Source organism: Cyanothece sp. BG0011 (assembly GCF_003013815.1).
GTDB lineage: Bacteria > Cyanobacteriota > Cyanobacteriia > Cyanobacteriales > Microcystaceae > Crocosphaera.
Genome location: NZ_PRLH01000001.1, coordinates 1 through 18,810, shown reverse-complemented (window position 1 = coordinate 18,810; position 18,810 = coordinate 1). Strand labels below are relative to the sequence as shown.

The 18,810-nt window shown below is 35.9% G+C and carries 17 protein-coding genes; 6 read left to right on the top strand and 11 right to left on the bottom strand.

The genetic code is table 11. The features are described from left to right. Positions 1–35: 35 nt before the first annotated feature. From C4E06_RS00085 to C4E06_RS00075, 3 genes are read right to left on the bottom strand one after another with little or no spacing between them, the layout of a single operon-like run. Complete coding sequence (locus tag C4E06_RS00085; RefSeq protein ID WP_107666210.1) at positions 36–320, bottom strand: hypothetical protein; 285 nt, start codon at positions 318–320, stop codon at positions 36–38. A gap of 42 nt (positions 321–362) precedes the next feature. Then, a complete protein-coding gene (gene ruvA / locus C4E06_RS00080) occupies positions 363–995 on the bottom strand; it encodes a Holliday junction branch migration protein RuvA (RefSeq protein WP_107666209.1) in 633 nt (210 codons plus the stop codon). A gap of 11 nt (positions 996–1,006) precedes the next feature. Then, positions 1,007–1,759: a sucrose-phosphate phosphatase gene (locus C4E06_RS00075; protein ID WP_107666208.1), complete on the bottom strand. Its 753-nt coding sequence runs from the start codon at positions 1,757–1,759 to the stop codon at positions 1,007–1,009. A 310-nt stretch (positions 1,760–2,069) separates the two neighbouring features. Here C4E06_RS00075 and C4E06_RS00070 point away from each other — a divergent pair, with 310 nt between their 5' ends. Both C4E06_RS00070 and tatC read left to right on the top strand, forming a co-directional pair. Next, positions 2,070–4,073: a diguanylate cyclase gene (locus C4E06_RS00070; protein ID WP_107666207.1), complete on the top strand. Its 2,004-nt coding sequence runs from the start codon at positions 2,070–2,072 to the stop codon at positions 4,071–4,073. A gap of 61 nt (positions 4,074–4,134) precedes the next feature. Beyond that, positions 4,135–4,899, top strand: a complete 765-nt coding sequence (tatC, locus tag C4E06_RS00065; RefSeq protein WP_107666206.1) for a twin-arginine translocase subunit TatC — start codon at positions 4,135–4,137, stop codon at positions 4,897–4,899. Between the two features lie 148 nt (positions 4,900–5,047). On the opposite strand, the gene C4E06_RS00060 is transcribed toward tatC, so the two are convergent. Beyond that, on the bottom strand, positions 5,048–5,479 hold the full coding sequence (locus C4E06_RS00060) for a universal stress protein (protein WP_107666205.1): 432 nt from the start codon (positions 5,477–5,479) through the stop codon (positions 5,048–5,050). A gap of 451 nt (positions 5,480–5,930) precedes the next feature. Here C4E06_RS00060 and C4E06_RS00055 point away from each other — a divergent pair, with 451 nt between their 5' ends. Further along, positions 5,931–6,278 carry a hypothetical protein gene (locus C4E06_RS00055; RefSeq protein WP_107666204.1) on the top strand — a complete coding sequence of 116 codons (348 nt, stop codon included), beginning with the start codon at positions 5,931–5,933 and terminating at the stop codon, positions 6,276–6,278. 232 nt (positions 6,279–6,510) lie between these two features. On the opposite strand, the gene C4E06_RS00050 is transcribed toward C4E06_RS00055, so the two are convergent. Together C4E06_RS00050 and C4E06_RS00045 are read right to left on the bottom strand one after the other, a co-directional pair. Continuing rightward, a complete protein-coding gene (locus C4E06_RS00050; RefSeq protein ID WP_107666203.1) occupies positions 6,511–8,274 on the bottom strand; it encodes an iron uptake porin in 1,764 nt (587 codons plus the stop codon). Positions 8,275–8,480: 206 nt separating this feature from the next. Then, positions 8,481–11,552, bottom strand: a complete 3,072-nt coding sequence (locus C4E06_RS00045) for an alpha-mannosidase (RefSeq protein ID WP_107666202.1) — start codon at positions 11,550–11,552, stop codon at positions 8,481–8,483. A gap of 135 nt (positions 11,553–11,687) precedes the next feature. Here C4E06_RS00045 and fni point away from each other — a divergent pair, with 135 nt between their 5' ends. Further along, positions 11,688–12,752: a type 2 isopentenyl-diphosphate Delta-isomerase gene (gene fni, locus C4E06_RS00040; protein WP_107666201.1), complete on the top strand. Its 1,065-nt coding sequence runs from the start codon at positions 11,688–11,690 to the stop codon at positions 12,750–12,752. A 7-nt stretch (positions 12,753–12,759) separates the two neighbouring features. Here fni and C4E06_RS00035 read toward each other — a convergent pair whose 3' ends face one another. The 5 genes from C4E06_RS00035 to C4E06_RS00015 all read right to left on the bottom strand — a co-directional run bounded on the left by C4E06_RS00035 (position 12,760) and on the right by C4E06_RS00015 (position 16,218). Beyond that, the gene (locus tag C4E06_RS00035) at positions 12,760–13,215 is read right to left on the bottom strand and encodes a DUF29 domain-containing protein (RefSeq protein ID WP_107666200.1); all 456 of its coding nucleotides are present in this window, start codon (positions 13,213–13,215) and stop codon (positions 12,760–12,762) included. Between the two features lie 452 nt (positions 13,216–13,667). Next, entirely contained in the window at positions 13,668–14,366 is a 699-nt protein-coding gene (locus tag C4E06_RS00030; RefSeq protein WP_107666199.1) for a TIGR00266 family protein, read from the bottom strand. Positions 14,367–14,494: 128 nt separating this feature from the next. Continuing rightward, the gene (locus C4E06_RS00025) at positions 14,495–15,172 is read right to left on the bottom strand and encodes a TIGR00266 family protein (protein WP_107666198.1); all 678 of its coding nucleotides are present in this window, start codon (positions 15,170–15,172) and stop codon (positions 14,495–14,497) included. Next, on the bottom strand, positions 15,172–15,834 hold the full coding sequence (locus C4E06_RS00020; RefSeq protein WP_107666197.1) for a TIGR00266 family protein: 663 nt from the start codon (positions 15,832–15,834) through the stop codon (positions 15,172–15,174). Before C4E06_RS00020 ends, C4E06_RS00025 begins: the two co-directional genes overlap by 1 nt. 69 nt (positions 15,835–15,903) lie before the next feature. Then, positions 15,904–16,218, bottom strand: coding sequence for a muconolactone Delta-isomerase (locus C4E06_RS00015; protein WP_107666196.1), 315 nt, complete (start codon positions 16,216–16,218; stop codon positions 15,904–15,906). A gap of 165 nt (positions 16,219–16,383) precedes the next feature. On the opposite strand from C4E06_RS00015, the gene C4E06_RS00010 reads away from it, so the two are divergent. After that, the gene (locus tag C4E06_RS00010; RefSeq protein ID WP_107666195.1) at positions 16,384–18,417 is read left to right on the top strand and encodes a hypothetical protein; all 2,034 of its coding nucleotides are present in this window, start codon (positions 16,384–16,386) and stop codon (positions 18,415–18,417) included. A gap of 113 nt (positions 18,418–18,530) precedes the next feature. Further along, entirely contained in the window at positions 18,531–18,743 is a 213-nt protein-coding gene (locus C4E06_RS00005; protein WP_107666194.1) for an aspartate kinase, read from the top strand. Positions 18,744–18,810: the final 67 nt, after the last annotated feature.

The window sequence follows — 18,810 nt, the reverse complement described above, 5'->3', positions numbered from 1 at the left end:
ATTAATAATTAATAATTAATAATTTACATCTTAAACTATAGCAGATTTTCCATTTGTTTCCAAGTTAATCCTTTTTCTATATAATTAGGATCGTTGGGGTTATAAGGGCTTTTAATCCGATCAATACTAATAATATTAGCTTGATCGGATAGCATGGGAACATCGGGGTTAAATTCTGTTGGTTTCATAATCGAACTAGAAAACCCTTTAAAAATCATTAATTGATCCATGTCTTCCTCAATTTTAACGGTTATTAATAATACTTCTTGAGGGTGGGTAAGGGTATATTGTTCTAGTTGTTGGATTCTTGATAAGGACATTACTTATAACTCAAAAACTGATGACTGATCACTGATAACTGATCACTGACTTAACCAAGCGATCGCTTCTTTAATCCACTCTTCTGTATTGGTATTTTTTAACATTAGATTGTCTTGACTTAAAGTAGAAATAGCTTTATTAATCTCTTCATTAGTATAACCTAAAGCTAACAAGGTCATCTCAATGTCTTCTAAAATGTCTAAAGATGGCATGGCAGCAGAGGAGGTAACGGTGACTCCTACCATTTTTCGCCATTGTGATAGTTTAGTTCTCAATTCTAAGGCAATTCTTTCGGCGGTTTTTTTACCAATTCCTGGGGTTTGAGATAAGATTCTAATGTTTCCTGTGACAATGGCTTGCACTAATTCTTCTAATCCTAATGTATCAATTAAGGCAATTCCTGATTGTGCGCCAATGCCACTCACACTGATTAATTGACGGAATAATTCTCGTTCTGCTGTGGTCGAAAATCCATATAAAATTTGCTGATCCTCTTTGATTTGTACATGGGTAAAAACTTGAATGTTTTCTAATTTTTCTTGAGATATTTCTCGGGCAAGTTTTGAAGGAATTTGTAGTTCGTAGCCAATTTCATTGACTTCTAACACCAATATGACACGATTATTGGTATTTTTAGTAACTTCGATGGGAATGCCTTTTAAATAACTAATCACAGTCGTTTAATTTAAGTTGTAATAAATCCAAAATAATTCAACCCTTCTAAAATTCCTCTAGCACAATGTTGTTTTGCTAAGTAACGAAATGGGGTTTTATGTTGATCATACCATTGTAAAAGTTCTGATTTAGCATTGCCCACAATAATTCCTCTTTCTTCTCCTTTAAATAGGGTAATATCATTACCAGAATCACCACAAACAACGGTTTTATTGGCTGCTATTTTCCATTGTTTTCGTAAGTATTGTAAGGCTGATCCTTTGCCTCCCTTTTTAGGTAAAATATCTAGAGCATAACTGGCACTATAAATCACTTGAGTTTCTAACTTTTCTCTGGCTAAATCTGCTTTTAATCGGGGAATCACTTCCTGGGCTATCTTCTCAGATAAATAATAACTCACTTTAAAAGGGGTTTGTTCGGATAAGGGTTGTAAGACTAAATCAGCAAAATGACTGGCAACAGAAAATACCGCTTCTTGATCCCAATTTTCAGAAACATTATTAGCCCATTGTAAATCAAAATTATCTTTGATAGGATGAAAGTATATTTCTGTTCCTACAGAGGTAATTAAAGCATCTGGGGATAATAGATGTTTTTCTTGATTAAGTTGACCATAAAGTTCTAGCGATCGCCCTGTAGAATAGACGAGTTTTATCTCTTTTTGTTGCCGGTTTTCTTCTAATATTTCATTAAGCGTAATTAAAGCCCTATCATCACCAATAAGAGTTTGATCGAGATCAGTGACTAATAAAAAATCTGTCATCTGAAATTTTCATTTTGTACGTTTTCTTTGAGATCATAGCATTGATCAAACTCCCTGGTTAACTCTACGTTAAGGAATTTTACAAACAGTTCAGTGAGTTTACTGAATTTGGAGAACAACAGGATTACTATACAATAAAGAATAAGTTAAAATTAACTTGATTATGGCAATGATACTTTTGACTCTGACAATTCCTCGTTATTTTTTTATTTTATTTTTGTTGTTAATTTTGACCGTTTTTTCTTAACCTAATCTAATTATTTCAAGACACTTTACAGTTTAAAATACCATTAATTTTCCACTCAAAATAATGCAAAAATTTTTCACCCAACTCTTTTCCCATGATCAATATATTCCTCATGGACATTGTTATTTATGGCAACCGTCTTTGCTATGGTTACACATTATTTCTGATGGGTTTATTGCCATTGCTTATTTTTCTATTCCTATTATTCTCTTATATTTTATTCGTCAGCGACAAGATATGCCCTTTAAAGGGGTTATCATTCTGTTTGGGGCATTTATTTTATCCTGTGGAACGACTCATATTTTTTCAGTTATCACCCTTTATATCCCTATTTATTGGTTATCAGGAGCAATTAAAAGCTTTACTGCTATGATTTCTCTTTATACAGCTATTAGTTTAATTCCTATTGTTCCGAAAGCGTTAGCGTTACGTTCCCCCTATGAATTAGAAGTTTTAAATCGTGAATTAGAATCAAAAATAAAAGAAAAAGAAACAGCAGAAAAAATTATTCGTCAACTCAATGAAGAATTAGAAAATAGAGTGAAACGAAGAACAGCAGAACTCGAACAAACCAATACACAATTAAAAATTGAAGTTCAAGAAAGAGAAAATTTTGAAACTGCTTTACGAGAAAATCAAAGATTTACTCAACGTATTGCTGATTTAACCCCAAACCTTTTATATATTTATGATTTAATTGACAATAAAACTATTTATTGTAACCGTTTTATCACAGAAATTTTAGGGTATACCCTGCAAGAAGTCAACCAGATGGAAGCCGATATTTTTTCCTCTTTAATTCATCCTGAAGATCAAGGTAGAATGAAACAGTATCGAGAACGATGTATGAACTTAAAAGACGATAGCTATTTAGAAATAGAATGTCGTCTCAAAGATAGTCAAAACAATTGGCATTGGATACAAACTAGAAAAACAGTTTTTAGTCGAAATACTGAACAAAAATCAAAGCAAATTTTAACTATTGCCTCTGACATTACCCTCAAAAAAGAAACAGAATTATCCATTAAAAATGTCAACCAACAATTAGGAGAAAGAGTACAAGAATTAGAAACTAGGACTCAAGAAATGATCCTATTAGGAGAAATGACAGATTTTTTACAAGCTTGTTTATCTATCTCAGAAGCAGAAACCACTTTATCCGATTTATTAAAGCCCATATTCCCCGAGTTTGCAGGGGCAGTATTTACCCTTAAACCATCCCATGATTTACTAGAATTAATAGCAAATTGGGGAGAAAATTTAAATACTAATAATATGATAAACCCTGAGCAATGTTGGGGTTTAAGACGAGGAACCTGTCATTCAGGAAAGACTGATTATCCTAATTTATATTGTCAACATATTGAAAAAAATGATAATTTAGGTAATACCTTATGTGTCCCGATGATGGCACAAGGAGACACCCTAGGATTACTTTATTTACATTCAATATCAGAACAAGCAATAACCCTCAGTCAAAAGCGATTAGCTGAGGCAATATCTAAACAAATCGCGATTTCTTTAGCTAATTTAAAGCTGAGAGAAACCCTACAATATCAAAGCTTCCGAGATCCTTTAACCGGACTGTTTAACCGTCGTTATTTAGATGCTTCTATTGATCGAGAATTACATCGAGTGGTTCGAGAAAATAAGCCCTTGGGAATTATTATGTTAGATGTGGATCATTTTAAACAGTTTAACGATACCTTTGGTCATGAGGCCGGGGATATGGTCTTAAAAAGTATTGGCACATTTTTACAAGAAAATGTCCGTCAGTCGGATATTGCTTGTCGTTTTGGAGGAGAAGAATTTACCATTATTTTACCCCATGCGTCTTTAGAAAATGCTATAGAAAGGGCTGAACAATTACGCTTAGGTATTAAACAATTACATATTCAATACAGCCACCAATCTTTAGGAATAATTACCGTTTCTCTAGGGGTTTCTGCCTTTCCCAATCATGGAGAAAACCCTAAAGTCTTGTTACAAAAGGCCGATTTAGCTTTATTGAAAGCCAAAGAACAAGGACGCGATCGCCTCATTTCGGCTGATTTACTCCCACAATAGTCGCAGAAGTTGAACATTTTTTCTTACAATAGGAAATGATCAACTCCATGGCAGAGATGTTATGACCCAAACCGATAGTCAACCCCGTACCGAAGTTGAAAACAACACTTATCTCGATGAAATACCCGATGAACTAGAGATGTCATTGTTTGATCATCTTGAAGAACTACGGATGCGTATTTTTTATGCGTTAATTGCCGTAGTGATTGCCATGATCGGCTGTTTTCTGATAGTCAAACCCCTAGTGAGATGGCTACAAATTCCGGCACAAGGAGTTGAATTTTTACAGTTGGCCCCTGGGGAGTTCTTTTTTGTTTCTATTAAGGTGGCAGGTTATAGCGGTATATTAGTGGCCAGTCCCTTTATTCTTTATCAGGTGATTCAGTTTGTTTTACCCGGTTTAACCCGTCGAGAACGCCGTTTATTAGGCCCGGTGGTGTTGGGTTCGGGTGTTTTATTTTTTGCCGGTATTGGCTTTTCTTATTGGGCTTTAATTCCGGCTGCTTTAAACTTTTTTATTAGTTATGGGGCCGATGTTGTTGAACAATCTTGGTCGATTGATCGTTATTTTGAATTTGTTTTATTATTAATGTTTAGCACAGGCATTGCCTTTCAAATTCCTGTCATTCAATTAATTTTAGGACAGTTAGGCATTGTCTCATCAAACCAGATGTTAAAAGGATGGCGTGTCATCATTTTAGGGGCAGTTATTTTAGGGGCAGTTTTAACCCCTTCCACTGATCCTTTGACTCAATCGTTATTAGCTTCTGCTGTGTTAGGGTTATATTTTGGCGGTATTGGCTTGGTTAAATTGAGTGGAAAATAATGAATGAGTTAGCATCAACATGAAACACTCTTGCCTGTCTTGAGTGTCTCTTACATTCGCCGTACAACGACGAATTAGACACTCGCTTTTGCCTCTTGCCTTTTGCCTATCTTCGTCAGTAACCGATGATCATCTAAGTTCGCATTAATTAATGAATGGGAACCACTAGAATAGGACAATTAGACTGTGAAATAACCCCTTTACTGACACTTCCTAGAAACAGTTCAGAAATGGGGTTACGTCCATGAGATCCCATAATAATCATATCTGCTTCTAATTTTTTCGCTTCTGTGATAATGGTTTCTACTGTTGGTCCTTGTATTAATAATGCGGTTGTTTCTATGCCTTGATTGCGTAATATTTCAGCTATTTCCTGAATTTGAGAATGTTCGGTGCGGAATCTTTGAGCAACATAATCTCTTTCTGTTTGGGGTCCGGTTTCATAACCCACAAAATCCGGTTCTGGTTGGGCAACATGAATAATCCATAATGTTGCTGACAAAGCCTTAGCCATTTCTTGGGCTTTGTTAACTACTTTTTGCGTAGAATCAGAACAGTCAACGGCGACCAGAAGTTTCACAATTTTCTCATGCTAATTATAGCATTTTTATTATAACAGATAAGCTAAAACACATTTTAAATGTGTTTTAGAAGTCAAAAGTCAAAAGGCAAAAGGCAAAAATGGGTTAGGATACAGCTTTTATACATAATTTGACTTATCCCAGTTTAAATGCACAACAGCTTACTCCCTTTTAGAGCGATTTCTAAAGAAAAAAACTGTCAATTTTTTTTCAACCATTTTCAGGAAATTAGAGTTTTCAATTATTCTCGTCCTCCAATGGTATGACCTAATTGGGGGAAGACGACTTATACTACTACCTTTTAAAATGTGATTTATGGTTAGTTCAGATGTTGTCAAGATTTATCCTGAAGTTAATCAAGATATCTATCAGTTTAATTTCAAGCTTTGATGACAAAAAGTATCCTTTCGTTCTGCTCCTTACTCATCAGCATAGTCTGTAATAATTCCTATGAAAAATCTTATTCTTGGTGGCATTTCAGTCGTTCTTCTTTCAAACGTTGCTACTCCAGCAATTGCTTCTGAAGAAGTGGCTAAAGTTAATCTTCAACCCTCTTACGAAAGTTTTGCTCAAGTCACACCCGTTAACCTCGTACAACTGGCTTATCGAGGATATTTTTCTGATTTAGGAATTCCTAGTCATGGAGCATTTAAACAGGCATTAATCTCGCAAAAAATTGATGCAGAAATCATCGTGAGAAGTGCTATTACTAAAGGCAGACTATCTTCTGACTATATCAGTAATCAAGCTTATCTAGATACTGTCAATATGCAGCTACAAAGCATTACCTATAACTAATACTAAATCCGTTTGCCATACCTCCCTTTTGCGAGAGCAGGGAGCGCCGGAGCAAAGGGAGCAGGGAGAGAGATTTTTCGAGAACTCTATAAGTGGGTTTTGAGAATCGGATTTAGTATAAATGAGTCCAAACAGTAGAAATAAATAAATGAACTAATCTTTAAAAGGTTAGTTCATTTTCGTGTTATTGGCTTATATCAAAGTAGACAGGAGAAATCTCTAAGATAGGTTTTTAAAAAGTAAATGTGGTTCGTAAAGCACCCACCCAAATACTATTATTTTCGTTATTACCATCCGGTTGCAGAATAACAAACACCCCTGGAGTCAACAAAATATTATCGTTGAGGGGATAACGATATTGAGTTTCGATAATATAGGGCGTATCTTGGTCAGGAACCGTTAAATCTCCCGTAAGGGCATCAATTCGCCGACTATTGGTAATAGAACCCCCGGCAATACTTAAAACCGCCCCTTCTTTACCAATATCCACCATGGATAAAGATGCACTCCAAGCCCAAACATCAGACCCAAAGCCTTTACGACTATTTCCCTCAGCATCTAAACCTTGGGCGCGAGCTAACGCATAACCCCCCCAAGCAGAGAAGTTAAAGGTTTCATTAATACGCCAGTTTCCTGTAATACCATAACTATCCCGAATGGTTGGGGCCCCTAAGAAGGGATCTTTCGCAATCCCTTGACCGGTTTGGGGGGTTTGGTTATCCGGTTCGACATAACTACCGGTACTCGAAGAAATATCAGAATTTCCGGCCGCAAAGTAAGAGTGAAGATAGGTAAAGGTGAAACTGAAAGCATCGCTAGGATAAACCCCTAACTGGGCCCCTGTACTATAGTTACCGTTGAATAAACCATTGCCCAGAGAGGGATCATTCGCAGTGTCACTTAAATAGAGTCCTCTGAGGATGAAGACATCATTGAACGCATAGTTGATACCGATACCTTTTCCTTCTGGTCCACGGAAGGTAATGGGGTTATAGCGGATGAAACGGGATAAACCCCCAGATTCTTCAGCGAATAAGAGGGGGTTACCGACATCAAAAATATCGTCAATATCTAAAGAGTTTGCCCCTACCCAGGTGGTTAAGTTGCCAATGGGGAAGCGATAGTAAACGTCATCGATGAAGGTATCACTACCACTTTCAGAGTCATGGCCAAGACGGGCCATTTCGGTGCCGGTGGGGTCTGACCAGTTAACAATGGTACCGCTTTCAAAACGGGTTTTGAGTAAGTCTTCTCCAGTAAAACTGGTATCGAAGTTAAAACGGCTTCGATGACCAATTACCCCATTGTCATCAATGCGCCGTCTTTCGAGTAACCCTTGATTGAATAAGTCTTGTTCACGAAAATCTAAGGCCCTTTCTCCCCACGCACCGGAGAGGGTCATAATGACTTCTCCGTTTAACTTGGTGGTGGTGGAAAATTGATGTTCTTCTAGGAAAGCGACTCTTTCTTCAAGATTACTGACCCTAGCACCTAAAGCGATTAATTCTTGCTCAAATTCCTGTGCCAACCGTTTTAATTTCTCGATATCTTCCCGTAAAACGGCGACATTTTCCTGGATCAGTCGCTCCATGGTATTGAGACAAGCATTTAAACCGGCTGCAAACTCCCAACGACTTAAAGCTCGATCTCCTCTATAGGTGCGATCGGGATAGCCTACAATACAACCATACCGTTCTACTAAGCTGCGTAAGGCTTCATAAGCCCAGTCTGTGGGGGAAATATCCCGTAGTTCCCCGACACTGGTTACTTGAGTCATAGAAGGGCTACTGCCTACATCCTGAAACTGTTTAGACGTATCGCGGTTCAGGGGGGTTTTTAATTGGGGACGGTTACGAATCACTTCTAAAGCTTCTATGGAAGAAACCGTTTCTCGGTTCTCGTTGTTATCAGAAGAAGCGATCGCTGTTTGGGCAACCAAAAAAGACAGACCGATTATGGTCGGAGATACTGTCATCGTTAGTAAAAATTTCAACATTGAAATTAATTCTCACACCTACGAATTTAATGAATTAAGGTAAACTGAGTCTCTTAAATTGCTTTGTTTGAGTCATTACCTAAAATATTGTTCAGAATAAACATTTTACTTTCAACATACCTTAAATCATCATTATTTCTTAAACTTTATTTAAAATTTGTTTACTAATATCTCATTGCTAGTACAAAAAAACCAAAAAACAGACACTATTCTTTTTTTAGTTCAAAACTTGCAATTTTCCAAGGTTGGATTTTATTATCATCATTGGTTTTTTCTTCTAATAAGTTAACTGCTTGACCTAATCTTAAGTTTAAATCACTTGCGATCTCAAGATTAGTGGGTTTCCCTTCACATTCATAGCAGCGCAAAATATACTCATTACTTCCATTTTCTACGGGTTTTAATGCAGAGATAATCAAGTTATCAGGTTCTATGGTTAACCCTGAAAAAATGGGGGGTAATGTCCCTTGATTATTGATTTTATTGTTAGGAATTACCACTTTTAAAGGAATATTTAATTCACGGGCTTTTTGCACGGTTTTTGCTTCTTGCCAACTCCCTTGATGGGGATAGATAGCATAGGTAAATTCATGTTGTCCAATGTCGCAAGTGGGGTCAGGCCATCGGGGACTTTTTAGTAGGGTAAGTTTCAAGCGATCGCTTTGACTATCATAGCCATATTTACAGTCATTTAACAAGCTAACTCCATAGTTTTTATTATTATCAGTTACATCTGCCCATCGTAAAGCCGGCACTTCCCATTTCGCTTTTTCATAGGAAGTTTGGGGTAAATTCGTTCGTTGAATGGTTCCAAAAGGAATCTCATAACTGGTATAGTCTGCTATTAAGTTAAAAGGAAAGGCTGCTTTAACTAATACATAGGTTTCTTGCCAATTAACTTTGGTTTTAATTTCTAAAATTGCTGAATGTTTCTGCAAGATATAATCTTGTGTAAACTCTGATTTTCCTAATGTCCTAATAACTCTCACTTTCCATCGCAACGGTCCTATTTCTAACGTTTCTATGGATTTTAATTTTGTATCAGGTAAGGAATAATTATTATAATTGGGGTCAATATTCCACGCATCCCAATATTGTCCTTGATCTTGAAAGCTTTGTAATTGGTTTCCTTCTCCTTTTAAAATTTCCGTATCATAATTTTTGTCATATATACTATCAATGTTTCCTGTCGTATTATTAATTATTACTTTCAGATATTCATTTTCTAAAATAGTTTCTTTTTGCTGCAATATTTTTGGTTCTTTTTTCTTACTCTCACAAGGAAACAGCCAGAACATACGATAACCCATAGAAGGAATGGCTTCAGCTAAAAATAATAAATTATTGTTATGGGAAACTTGAGTAATTAATTGATTATTTTCTAAGTCATAAACATCATAATTGTTATCAATTTCTACTATTTGCGATCGCTCCCAGTTTAGGGAGTTAAAAATAATAATCGGCTTTCCCTCAATCTCAGTCATATCAGGAATTTGAATAGATAATATAATTTTTTCTAAGGCAGATTCTAAGATACTTTTGCCTATACTTTGAACTTCTTTCCACTCTTCATTTGCTTGTACAAAAACATCGGTAATAGCCGTTCCTGGTAAAATATCATGAAATTGATTAAATAAGACTTTTTTCCAAGCTAATTCTATCCTACTTTTTACTTCATTATCTATTGTTTTATCTTCAATCATAGCTGCTAAAGATGACCATAACTCCGCTTCATATAATAATTCTTCGCTTCGACGATTATAATATTTTTGATCAGCGTGACTGGTATAATAACCGCGATGTAAATCTAAATAAAGTTCATCCTCCCATATAGGAATCTCTAAACCATTTTCAACAATATTTTTAACCTTATCTAGATAACCTTTAGCCGTTGTAAAATCAACTTTTGGGAAAAAAGGAGACTGCTGCCAGCGTTGACTAACTTCGATCATGTCACGGGTTGGACCACCGCCATGATCTCCAACTCCTGGTATCCATAGTATTTCTTTTAACCCCGTTTGTTGTTCCCATTTCACACTATAGTTAGTCATAGTAATAGGATGGGTTGTCATCACTCCTTCCACATTGGGGGGAGACATTACGGTTAATAATTGTGTGCCATCAAGAGATTGCCACCAAAAAGCCCCATGAGGGAATTCTACGGTACTATTCCAGTGAAGTTTACCCGTAACAAAATAATTGATTCCACTTTGTTTAAATAGTTGCGGTAACTGTAAACAAAATCCAAAACTATCAGGTAGCCAGGCAATTTCTGTGATGCTTCCGAATTTTTCTTTGATATATTTTTGTCCATACAAAATCTGTCTAACAATAGATTCTCCTGACACTAAATTAACCTCTGGTTCGACCCACATCCCTCCTAAAATTTCCCATGTACCTGCTTGATATGAGGCTTGAATCTGTTTAAAAAGCTCAGGACGATTGTTTTCGATCCATTCGTAAAGAACGGGGGTTGTATGACAAAATGTAAGGTCATTAAATTCTTGTTGTAAGTTAATCACTGACCTAAAGGTTCGTTCTGCAACTTCCCAGGTTTCGTCTACTGTCCATAACCAAGCCATGTCTAAATGAGCATGACCAACAATGTTAAAATGACGTTGTTTAATCTCATTACTGAGAGGTTGTAATTGTTCTCTTACTTTATTTAATTCATCATTAAATTTGTTTTTATTGTGAACATAATTCCAATCAATCTTATTGAGAGTCTCTTCTACAAAATCTAATGTTTCAGGTTTAAACTTTGATAAATAGTTAAATAAAACAGCAATTTCATCAGCAACAAAACCAGGGTCGAGAGAATTATAATCACTTTCATATAATAATTGAGACTTCATTAATGCCCCAATATCATGGCCAGGACTTATTAACCGTAAACACAATAAAAATTCTTGTCCTGGTTGAGCAAAATCAGTTAATAAAACTCTAGCTAAACTATCAAATAAATCTCCTTCTTGGACTAACTTACCATTAACAAAAATTTGCGCTATTTCTGCCCACCAGACAAGAGATAATCTCAAGGAAAGTCCCTGCAAAGGATAACTTTCTAAGTCTTCAGGAATAATAAATTTTTGCACTAACCATTTTAATTGACTTCCTCCTTCCCAGATTAAATATCCTTTGTCATTACCTATCATTAAGTCTAAGTTATCAACATTAATATTGTTGATCTCTATTTCTTCTGAAGTACCTAACCAATTATTCTGTACATTAATTTGTGTCAGTCGACGGAGTTGTTCAATTGTTTGGCTAATTTTCATCTTTTTGGAATCATTAAAATTATCGTCAAATACTAAGTAAAAGGTTTTTAGAAACCTTTTAATCCTGTGAAGACTTACCCAATTTCTCTTTTTTGCTAAGATAAGCTAAAAAAGCGATATAACATACTGTCACCTATGTCTCCCTCTGTCAATGAATCTTCCCTTATGCCCCCGACCTTAATCGAAAATCGAAAGGCCGATCATATTAATATTGTTCTAGAACAAGATGTGAAAGGGAAAGGCATCACCACAGGGTTTGAGCAATTTTTCATCGAACATGATGCCCTTCCTGACGTGGATCTTGATGAGGTTGACCTTAGCTTACAACTGTGGGGCAAAACCCTACAAGCCCCTCTCCTCATTAGTAGTATGACCGGCGGTACCCAGTCGGCACACGAGATTAACTTAAATTTAGCAGAAGCAGCCCAAGCCCTAGGTATTGCCATGGGAGTGGGGTCCCAACGGGCAGCCATTGAACAGCCTGACTTAGGCAAAACTTACAAAATACGACAAGTTGCCCCAAATATCCTCTTATTGGCTAATTTAGGGGCAGTGCAACTCAATTATGGTTACGGCATCGATGAAGCTAAAAAAGCCGTGGAGATGATCGAGGCCGACGCTTTGATTCTTCATCTCAACCCCCTCCAAGAAGCAGTACAAGCAGAAGGCGATCGCAACTGGAAAGGACTCTATGATAAAATTGCCACCGTCGCCACTCAATTAGATATCCCCATCATCGCTAAAGAAGTGGGTAACGGCATCAGTGGTAAAGTTGCCCGTCGTTTGGCTGACTGTGGCGTGTCTGCCATTGATATAGCGGGTGCAGGTGGTACCAGTTGGAGTGAAGTCGAAGCACACCGACAATCAGATCCTCGTCGCCGTCAAATTGCCCATTGTTTCGCCGGTTGGGGCATTCCTACAGCCATGTCTTTGATGCAGGTAAGAAAAGCTGTGCCAGAGTTACCGGTGTTTGCCAGTGGCGGTATTCGTAACGGAATCGATGCAGCTAAAGCGATCGCCTTGGGAGCAACTTTGGTAGGCAGCGCAGCCCCTTTATTAGATGCTGCGACCCATCAATCTCAAGGGGTTTATGATAAGTTCTCCATCTTATTAGAAACCCTGAAAATTGCTACTTTCTGCGCTGGTGTTTCTAATTTAACTGAGTTGAAACAAGTGACTTTACATCGTAGAAATAACTAGTTTCTAGCTATTTCTTGGGCAACCAATCTTCATCCAATAATTGTTGTAACGTATAAGGACAGTCTTGAGGAAACGTATCTAAACCTGACTTAAGTTGTACATATTTACGTGCTTTTTGATAGATTTTTGTTAAATTTTCCTCTAGATACTGATAAAAGTTAGTGGTTATGCGATCATTAAGCTGATCTCGAAAGTTGAAAACTTCTGATCTCCAATGTCGATAATTTCTTTCATATTCTGTATCCCAATACTCTAATAATAATAAATGACAAATTATCTGCTTTAATAAGCTTTCTACCTTATGCCGTTTTTCACTCCCCAAGTCCTCTAACTCCTCAATTAAATTATCTAAATCTAATTCCTCAAACCGTTTCCCTTTCAATAATTTAACCGTTTCTTCTATCCACAGATAATCATCAATTTCATATAACTCCTTAAGTTTATCCACCGTCTTGACCACCATGATTAATCAACACCTATGTTTAGGTTAAAATACTTAGTCGTTAGTTACTGTTCACTCAATCACTGTCTAACCCACCTGAAAAGACTTTATAGGCAGACATATTTTTTACCCATACACCTAACACTGTAGAAAATTATATAAAAAAGTAGTACGGTCTGTCAACCCCATGATCTCGTTTCTGAATGGAAAATTATCGAACATAATCATGTATCAAAATGATACAGTTTTTAGGGTATTTGGTAGTCTAGGTTACTTTTTTTAGAAAAATGGCTCAAAAAAGTTATTATTAAAAATACAAATATAATACATAATAAACCTTATTAAACAGTTATTAATTGAAGAAACAGAGTTAGGGGATTGTCAGTAAAATTTAATGCTGACTATTTATATTACCCCTCGCAATGAATACTTAAGTCTGTAATAACTTTTGAGAAGAGGATATAATTGTCAATTTAATCACTACTTTTTGTTGGTCGAAAAGGACGTAAAAAGTTTAATAAAGGATAAATAGCACGACTTTGAATCCATAAACGACCTTGACCACTAAAGCGACAAACTAACCCTTCACCGCCTAAAATCCCTGTTTGTAAATTTCTAAAAGATAAACCCCCAATCATTTCTACATTATAGTTTAAAGTATCTTCAAATGCGACGACATAACTGGTATCAACTACATAATTATTCTTAACAGGAACTTCTAAAATAGCCCCATAGGAACTAAACCAAAAATCCCCCCGTCCGGTTGCCCTTAATAAAAATAAAGATTCTCCACTAAAAAACCCTTTAAACCCTTGAAACTGAGTATCCATTTCTACGGTATCGCTACAAGCAACAAACCCCGATGATTGAACTAATAAACCGCAACGACTTTCTAGAGAATAGTGTTGAATATCTCCAGGAACCCCAGGAGAAACATAAAGTCTTCCTGAATTATTTTCGGCGGTAAATTGATTAATAAAAAGGGATTCTCCCCCTAACATTCGGCCTAACCCTTTCATTAATCCGCCTTTTACCTTAGATTTCATTTTGATAGAAGTATCCATCGCAGCCATAGCCGAAGCTTCAACTAAAACCGTTTGCTGAGGACGCAAATCAAGAATTAATGAAGCATAAGCTGGAGAATGTTCAATTTGATAAGCAATGTTTGACATCTAATTTTTACCTGAAATAATAAAGAACTATACCGCTACGCGAAAGGCAATAGGCAATAGTTTTAATCTTCCTCTGCTCCCTCCGCTCCCTTCTCCGGCGCTCCCTTCTCCCTTCTCCGGTGCTCAAGTTATCTAGGTGGTAACTGAGAACCAACAATAGACCCAAAACTACCAGGGTTATGGGTTTGACAATAGACTTTACCTTGCCCGCGAAAACGACAAATAAATCCTTCACCGCCAAAAAACGCCCCTAACCAACTGGTATTAGCTTTATCAATGCGAAAATCTAAACTTCTCTCAAACGCCACAATATGACCGGTATCTACCACATAATCCCCGTCCACTTCAATTTCATAAATACCGCCAAACGAAGTTAAAATGACGGGTCCATATCCTGTGACACTCAGCCAAAAAATTGATTCCCCAGAAAACAAAGATTTCATTCCTTGAAACCCTAAATCAAGGTCTACATCATTAGCAGAAGCTAAATAAGAAGCGGCTTGTACCACTAATTCTTGACCTTGCATCTCATACACTAAGATATCACCCATCAATCTAGGGGCAAGAAATACCTCCCCGTCTGCAGTGGGGGAACGAAACACACTTAAAAAGAGAGATTCCCCCCCTAACATTCGTTTAAACCCTCCCATAATGCCGCCGCCTTTGCCTTGTCTGAGGGTGGTACTGGTGTTGATAAAGCCACTCATGGCCACCATTGCGCCGGCTTGAGCAACAATTTCTTCTCCTGCATTTAGGATAATTTTTGCGATCGCACTATCGGGTTGATGTATTAATTGAATATCCATTATTTCACTTTAGGCCGTAAAAATCCCACTAAACCACTCACACTACGAGATTGTAGATAAATCACGCCATTTCCTTTTAAACGGTTGACTAATCCTTCTCCAGAGGTAACAGAACTAATTAATCCGCCGGATAAGCCAATACCCATCTTAATTCCAGGACTATAGGCCACTAAATGACTATTATCGACAATAAATTCCCCTGTAATGGTTTGTTTACTGATACCGCCATAAGCTCCAAAAAAGACGGTTCCGTGACCACTGACTTTTAACTTAAATAACCCTTCTCCTGCAAACCAACTGGCAAAACCAGCCCACCGTACCCCTAAGTTAATTTTAGGACTACTGGCAATGTATGCACCGGGTTGAAAACAGATTTCATCGCCTCTTAAATCAACCGATTCAACGTCTCCTATAATTGATTGGGTTAAAACGAGGGTTAAGGGTTGAGATGTTTGATTTTTGAAGACATTGACAAATAGGGATTCGCCCCCTAAAAATTTTCGTAATATAGCTGCAAAAAACCCACCAGATAGCTTTGTTTTCATGGATAAACGACCATCCATACTGGCCATGGCTCCAGCTTCGGCTATAATACTTTCACCCGGTGCTAAGGTGACAAAGATAGCAGCAAAAGCTGGTTTATATCGGATTTCATATTGCATTGTAATGAATGATAATGACAACTGAGATAATTTAACTCAGATACATTTTGATTTTATTATATTTATTGCCTACTCTTGTAACCATTGATTAACATCGTTAGCAAAGTCTTCGTAACGACGCAATGAGGTGACTTTAACATTAACATATTGCCCCATGGCTTTCATAATGGGTAAAGTAAACAAAATTTGATCGAGCATATCGGGAGATTCTACGTTAACAATGGCAATAACCCGTCGTTCTCCGACACATTTCCATAAATCGACTACTACACCGGCTTTTTTTGCGTTTAAGGCTGCTTCTGCTTCTTTTGACCACACAGAAAACAAATCCTTCTGTGTCATTGCTGGGCCATACTCTACCTGAAAATCGAGAAGATAAAGCATTTTTGGGTTACTCCTTGTCACTTATAGTTATTGAGAACAGATTTTAAGGGGTTTGTTCCTGACGCTTAACGGTATTTAACAAGAGGTTAACAAAAACATCGAGAAGCGAAGCGGTGATAAATATGGCAATATGGGACAATCTATGACAGAGGAGTGGTGATTTTAATGAATACTATCCCGAATACAACAAGATTAAGGTCTTTAGAAATACTATTAGAAAAGCACTTAGAAAACTCTAGTTTAGGGACTATTCCCTTATCCATCAATTGTTTTTTAGGGGAAGTTTTACTGATTTTAGTGGAATCTTCTAACCATGATGCTCTTAATTTAGAAAAAATTGAAGGGTTGTTATACAATGTTTTAAAACAAGAGAATTTATCCCAAGCTTATTTTATTGAAATTTATTATTTTATTGATGATAAATATTGTTTTTTAGACTTAGGTGAACAGCCCAATTTACGAGATGTTATGCTCGATAATAGAGAAGGTATAATCAGTCGAAAGACTATCCCGAATACAACAAGATTAAGGTCTTTAGAAATACTATTAGAAAAGCACTTAGAAAAATCTAATTTAGGGACTATTCCTTTATCAATCAATTGTTTTTTAGGGGAAGTTTTACTAATTTTAGTGGATTTTCCTTACTCTTATTCTCTCCATTTAGAAACAATTGAAGGGTTGTTATACAATGTTTTAAAACAAGAGAATTTATCCCAAGCTTATTTTATTGAAATTTATTATTATATCAATGGAGAATATTGTTTTTTAGAAAAAGAAAAAAAACCTAATTTATTAGAGATTTTAGCTTGGGAATTATTCGATAAAGATAAAAGAATTTTGATTAAAAATTATAGAAATTTAATCCTTAACTGGCATCGAGGATTGATTAAGTCTCTCTATAGCAACTTTAAATCCAATCAATTATCATGGTTAGTCATGGGTGGAAGTTTAGGAACTTTTACCCTTTTAACTCTTATTTATGGCTTAACTCGTCCCTGTATTTTTAGTGAATGTTCAGAAATTAAGCAAGCGCAAGAACTCTCCGATCAGACTGAAATGTTATTAATAAATAATGGGTATAGTTCAGATTTAAAGATAGCTCAAGAAAAATTAGAATTAGCCATTGACTTATTGAAACCCATCCCTTTTTGGTCAGATTATTATCAACCTTCTTCTCGATTAAAAGAGGAATATCAACAGAAACTAAACAATATATTATTATTAACTTCTACTAGAGAAAAAATAGAAAAATTAATTTCTTTGCCCAAAGAATCCGCTTTATCTATGGCTAAATTAGAAAGAGTGAGACAAGAAATAAAAACAGGGCTTAAAAGTATTGAAACCCTTAAAAATGATGAGTTTTTAGATGAAATTAAAAATAGAGATTATCAAAAATTTTCAAAAATGCTAGAAGATATTAACAATCAACTTGCTTCAGAAAAGCAAGCACAAAAAAGTTTGCAACAAGCTAAAAAAGCCGCTTTATTAGCTCAAAAAAGAGAAAATACTGCTGATAGATTATCTGATTTGCAATTAGTTTATAATACTTGGTCAACCGCCATAAAACGATTACAGGAAATACAACCCAATACCAGCTTTTATCAATCTTCTCGTCTTCTATTAAAAACCTATTTATCTAACCAAAAAAGAATAGAAAGACGAAAAAAACAAGAAGAAATATCAGTTAAGATGTATGAAAAAGCAAAAAATTATGCTAATTTAGCACAACAAGCAGAAAAAAATAATCAATGGTCACAAGCTGTTAACTATTGGAATATGGCTGTCGTTTATATCAAAAAATTGCCTCAAAATACTTTCACAGGGAATCAAGTTCAACCCTTCATTTCAACCTATAATTTATCCTTAAATCAAGCTATCAAGAAATTAAATGAAATAACACAATCAAAAACAGTTACATCAGAATTAAATGCTATGTGTACCCTTAAACAGAAAATATGTGACTATGAAATAACAGAAGAATTAATAAAAATGAAACTAGAATCTCAGTATTTAGAACAGGTATGGATGACAGCGTTACAAGCAAAAGCACAAGGCAATTTACAAATTCAAGTCGAATTATTAAATCATCTTTCTACCTTTGAACATCGCTTACAAAAAATTAGTAATCAAACCGGTAAGTCTATTGAAGTCTATAATGCTCAAGGAAATTTAATGACTGTGTATCACAGACAACAGTAAGCAGATCACCATAGTGACAAAATTTAACGTAATGCACTATACACGATCGCGAAGATTGGTTATAATGTGCATCGCAGAACAAACTAAGATAAGTAAATATACTTAATAAATCTATGACAACTCAAATTTTATCTCGTTCATCTTCCGAACCTTCTGAAATTACCTCTAACCGTTCCAATAAAAAATCATTCGGGGTGAAAGATAAAGATAATCAGATGATGAAAGTAACCAAAGCTTATCCAGTGGTGCAACAAGTCAAATATTTACATCTACAAGCTGAAATTGATGTGTTGCTTCAGCAATTACAAAGTTTAAAGAAAAATTAGTGATAAGAAGATAACGAGAGAATTTTTCATAAGAGGTCATCTTAACGACCAATTTTTTGGGAGTAAG

Coding starts and splice junctions, on each gene's coding strand:
- C4E06_RS00085 (WP_107666210.1), bottom strand. CDS start 320: ATGTCCTTATCAAGAATCCAACAACTAGAACAATATACCCTTACCCAC.
- C4E06_RS00075 (WP_107666208.1), bottom strand. CDS start 1,759: ATGACAGATTTTTTATTAGTCACTGATCTCGATCAAACTCTTATTGGT.
- C4E06_RS00070 (WP_107666207.1), top strand. CDS start 2,070: ATGCAAAAATTTTTCACCCAACTCTTTTCCCATGATCAATATATTCCT.
- tatC (WP_107666206.1), top strand. CDS start 4,135: ATGACCCAAACCGATAGTCAACCCCGTACCGAAGTTGAAAACAACACT.
- C4E06_RS00055 (WP_107666204.1), top strand. CDS start 5,931: ATGAAAAATCTTATTCTTGGTGGCATTTCAGTCGTTCTTCTTTCAAAC.
- C4E06_RS00050 (WP_107666203.1), bottom strand. CDS start 8,274: ATGTTGAAATTTTTACTAACGATGACAGTATCTCCGACCATAATCGGT.
- C4E06_RS00045 (WP_107666202.1), bottom strand. CDS start 11,552: ATGAAAATTAGCCAAACAATTGAACAACTCCGTCGACTGACACAAATT.
- fni (WP_107666201.1), top strand. CDS start 11,688: ATGTCTCCCTCTGTCAATGAATCTTCCCTTATGCCCCCGACCTTAATC.
- C4E06_RS00035 (WP_107666200.1), bottom strand. CDS start 13,215: ATGGTGGTCAAGACGGTGGATAAACTTAAGGAGTTATATGAAATTGAT.
- C4E06_RS00030 (WP_107666199.1), bottom strand. CDS start 14,366: ATGTCAAACATTGCTTATCAAATTGAACATTCTCCAGCTTATGCTTCA.
- C4E06_RS00025 (WP_107666198.1), bottom strand. CDS start 15,172: ATGGATATTCAATTAATACATCAACCCGATAGTGCGATCGCAAAAATT.
- C4E06_RS00020 (WP_107666197.1), bottom strand. CDS start 15,834: ATGCAATATGAAATCCGATATAAACCAGCTTTTGCTGCTATCTTTGTC.
- C4E06_RS00015 (WP_107666196.1), bottom strand. CDS start 16,218: ATGCTTTATCTTCTCGATTTTCAGGTAGAGTATGGCCCAGCAATGACA.
- C4E06_RS00010 (WP_107666195.1), top strand. CDS start 16,384: ATGAATACTATCCCGAATACAACAAGATTAAGGTCTTTAGAAATACTA.
- C4E06_RS00005 (WP_107666194.1), top strand. CDS start 18,531: ATGACAACTCAAATTTTATCTCGTTCATCTTCCGAACCTTCTGAAATT.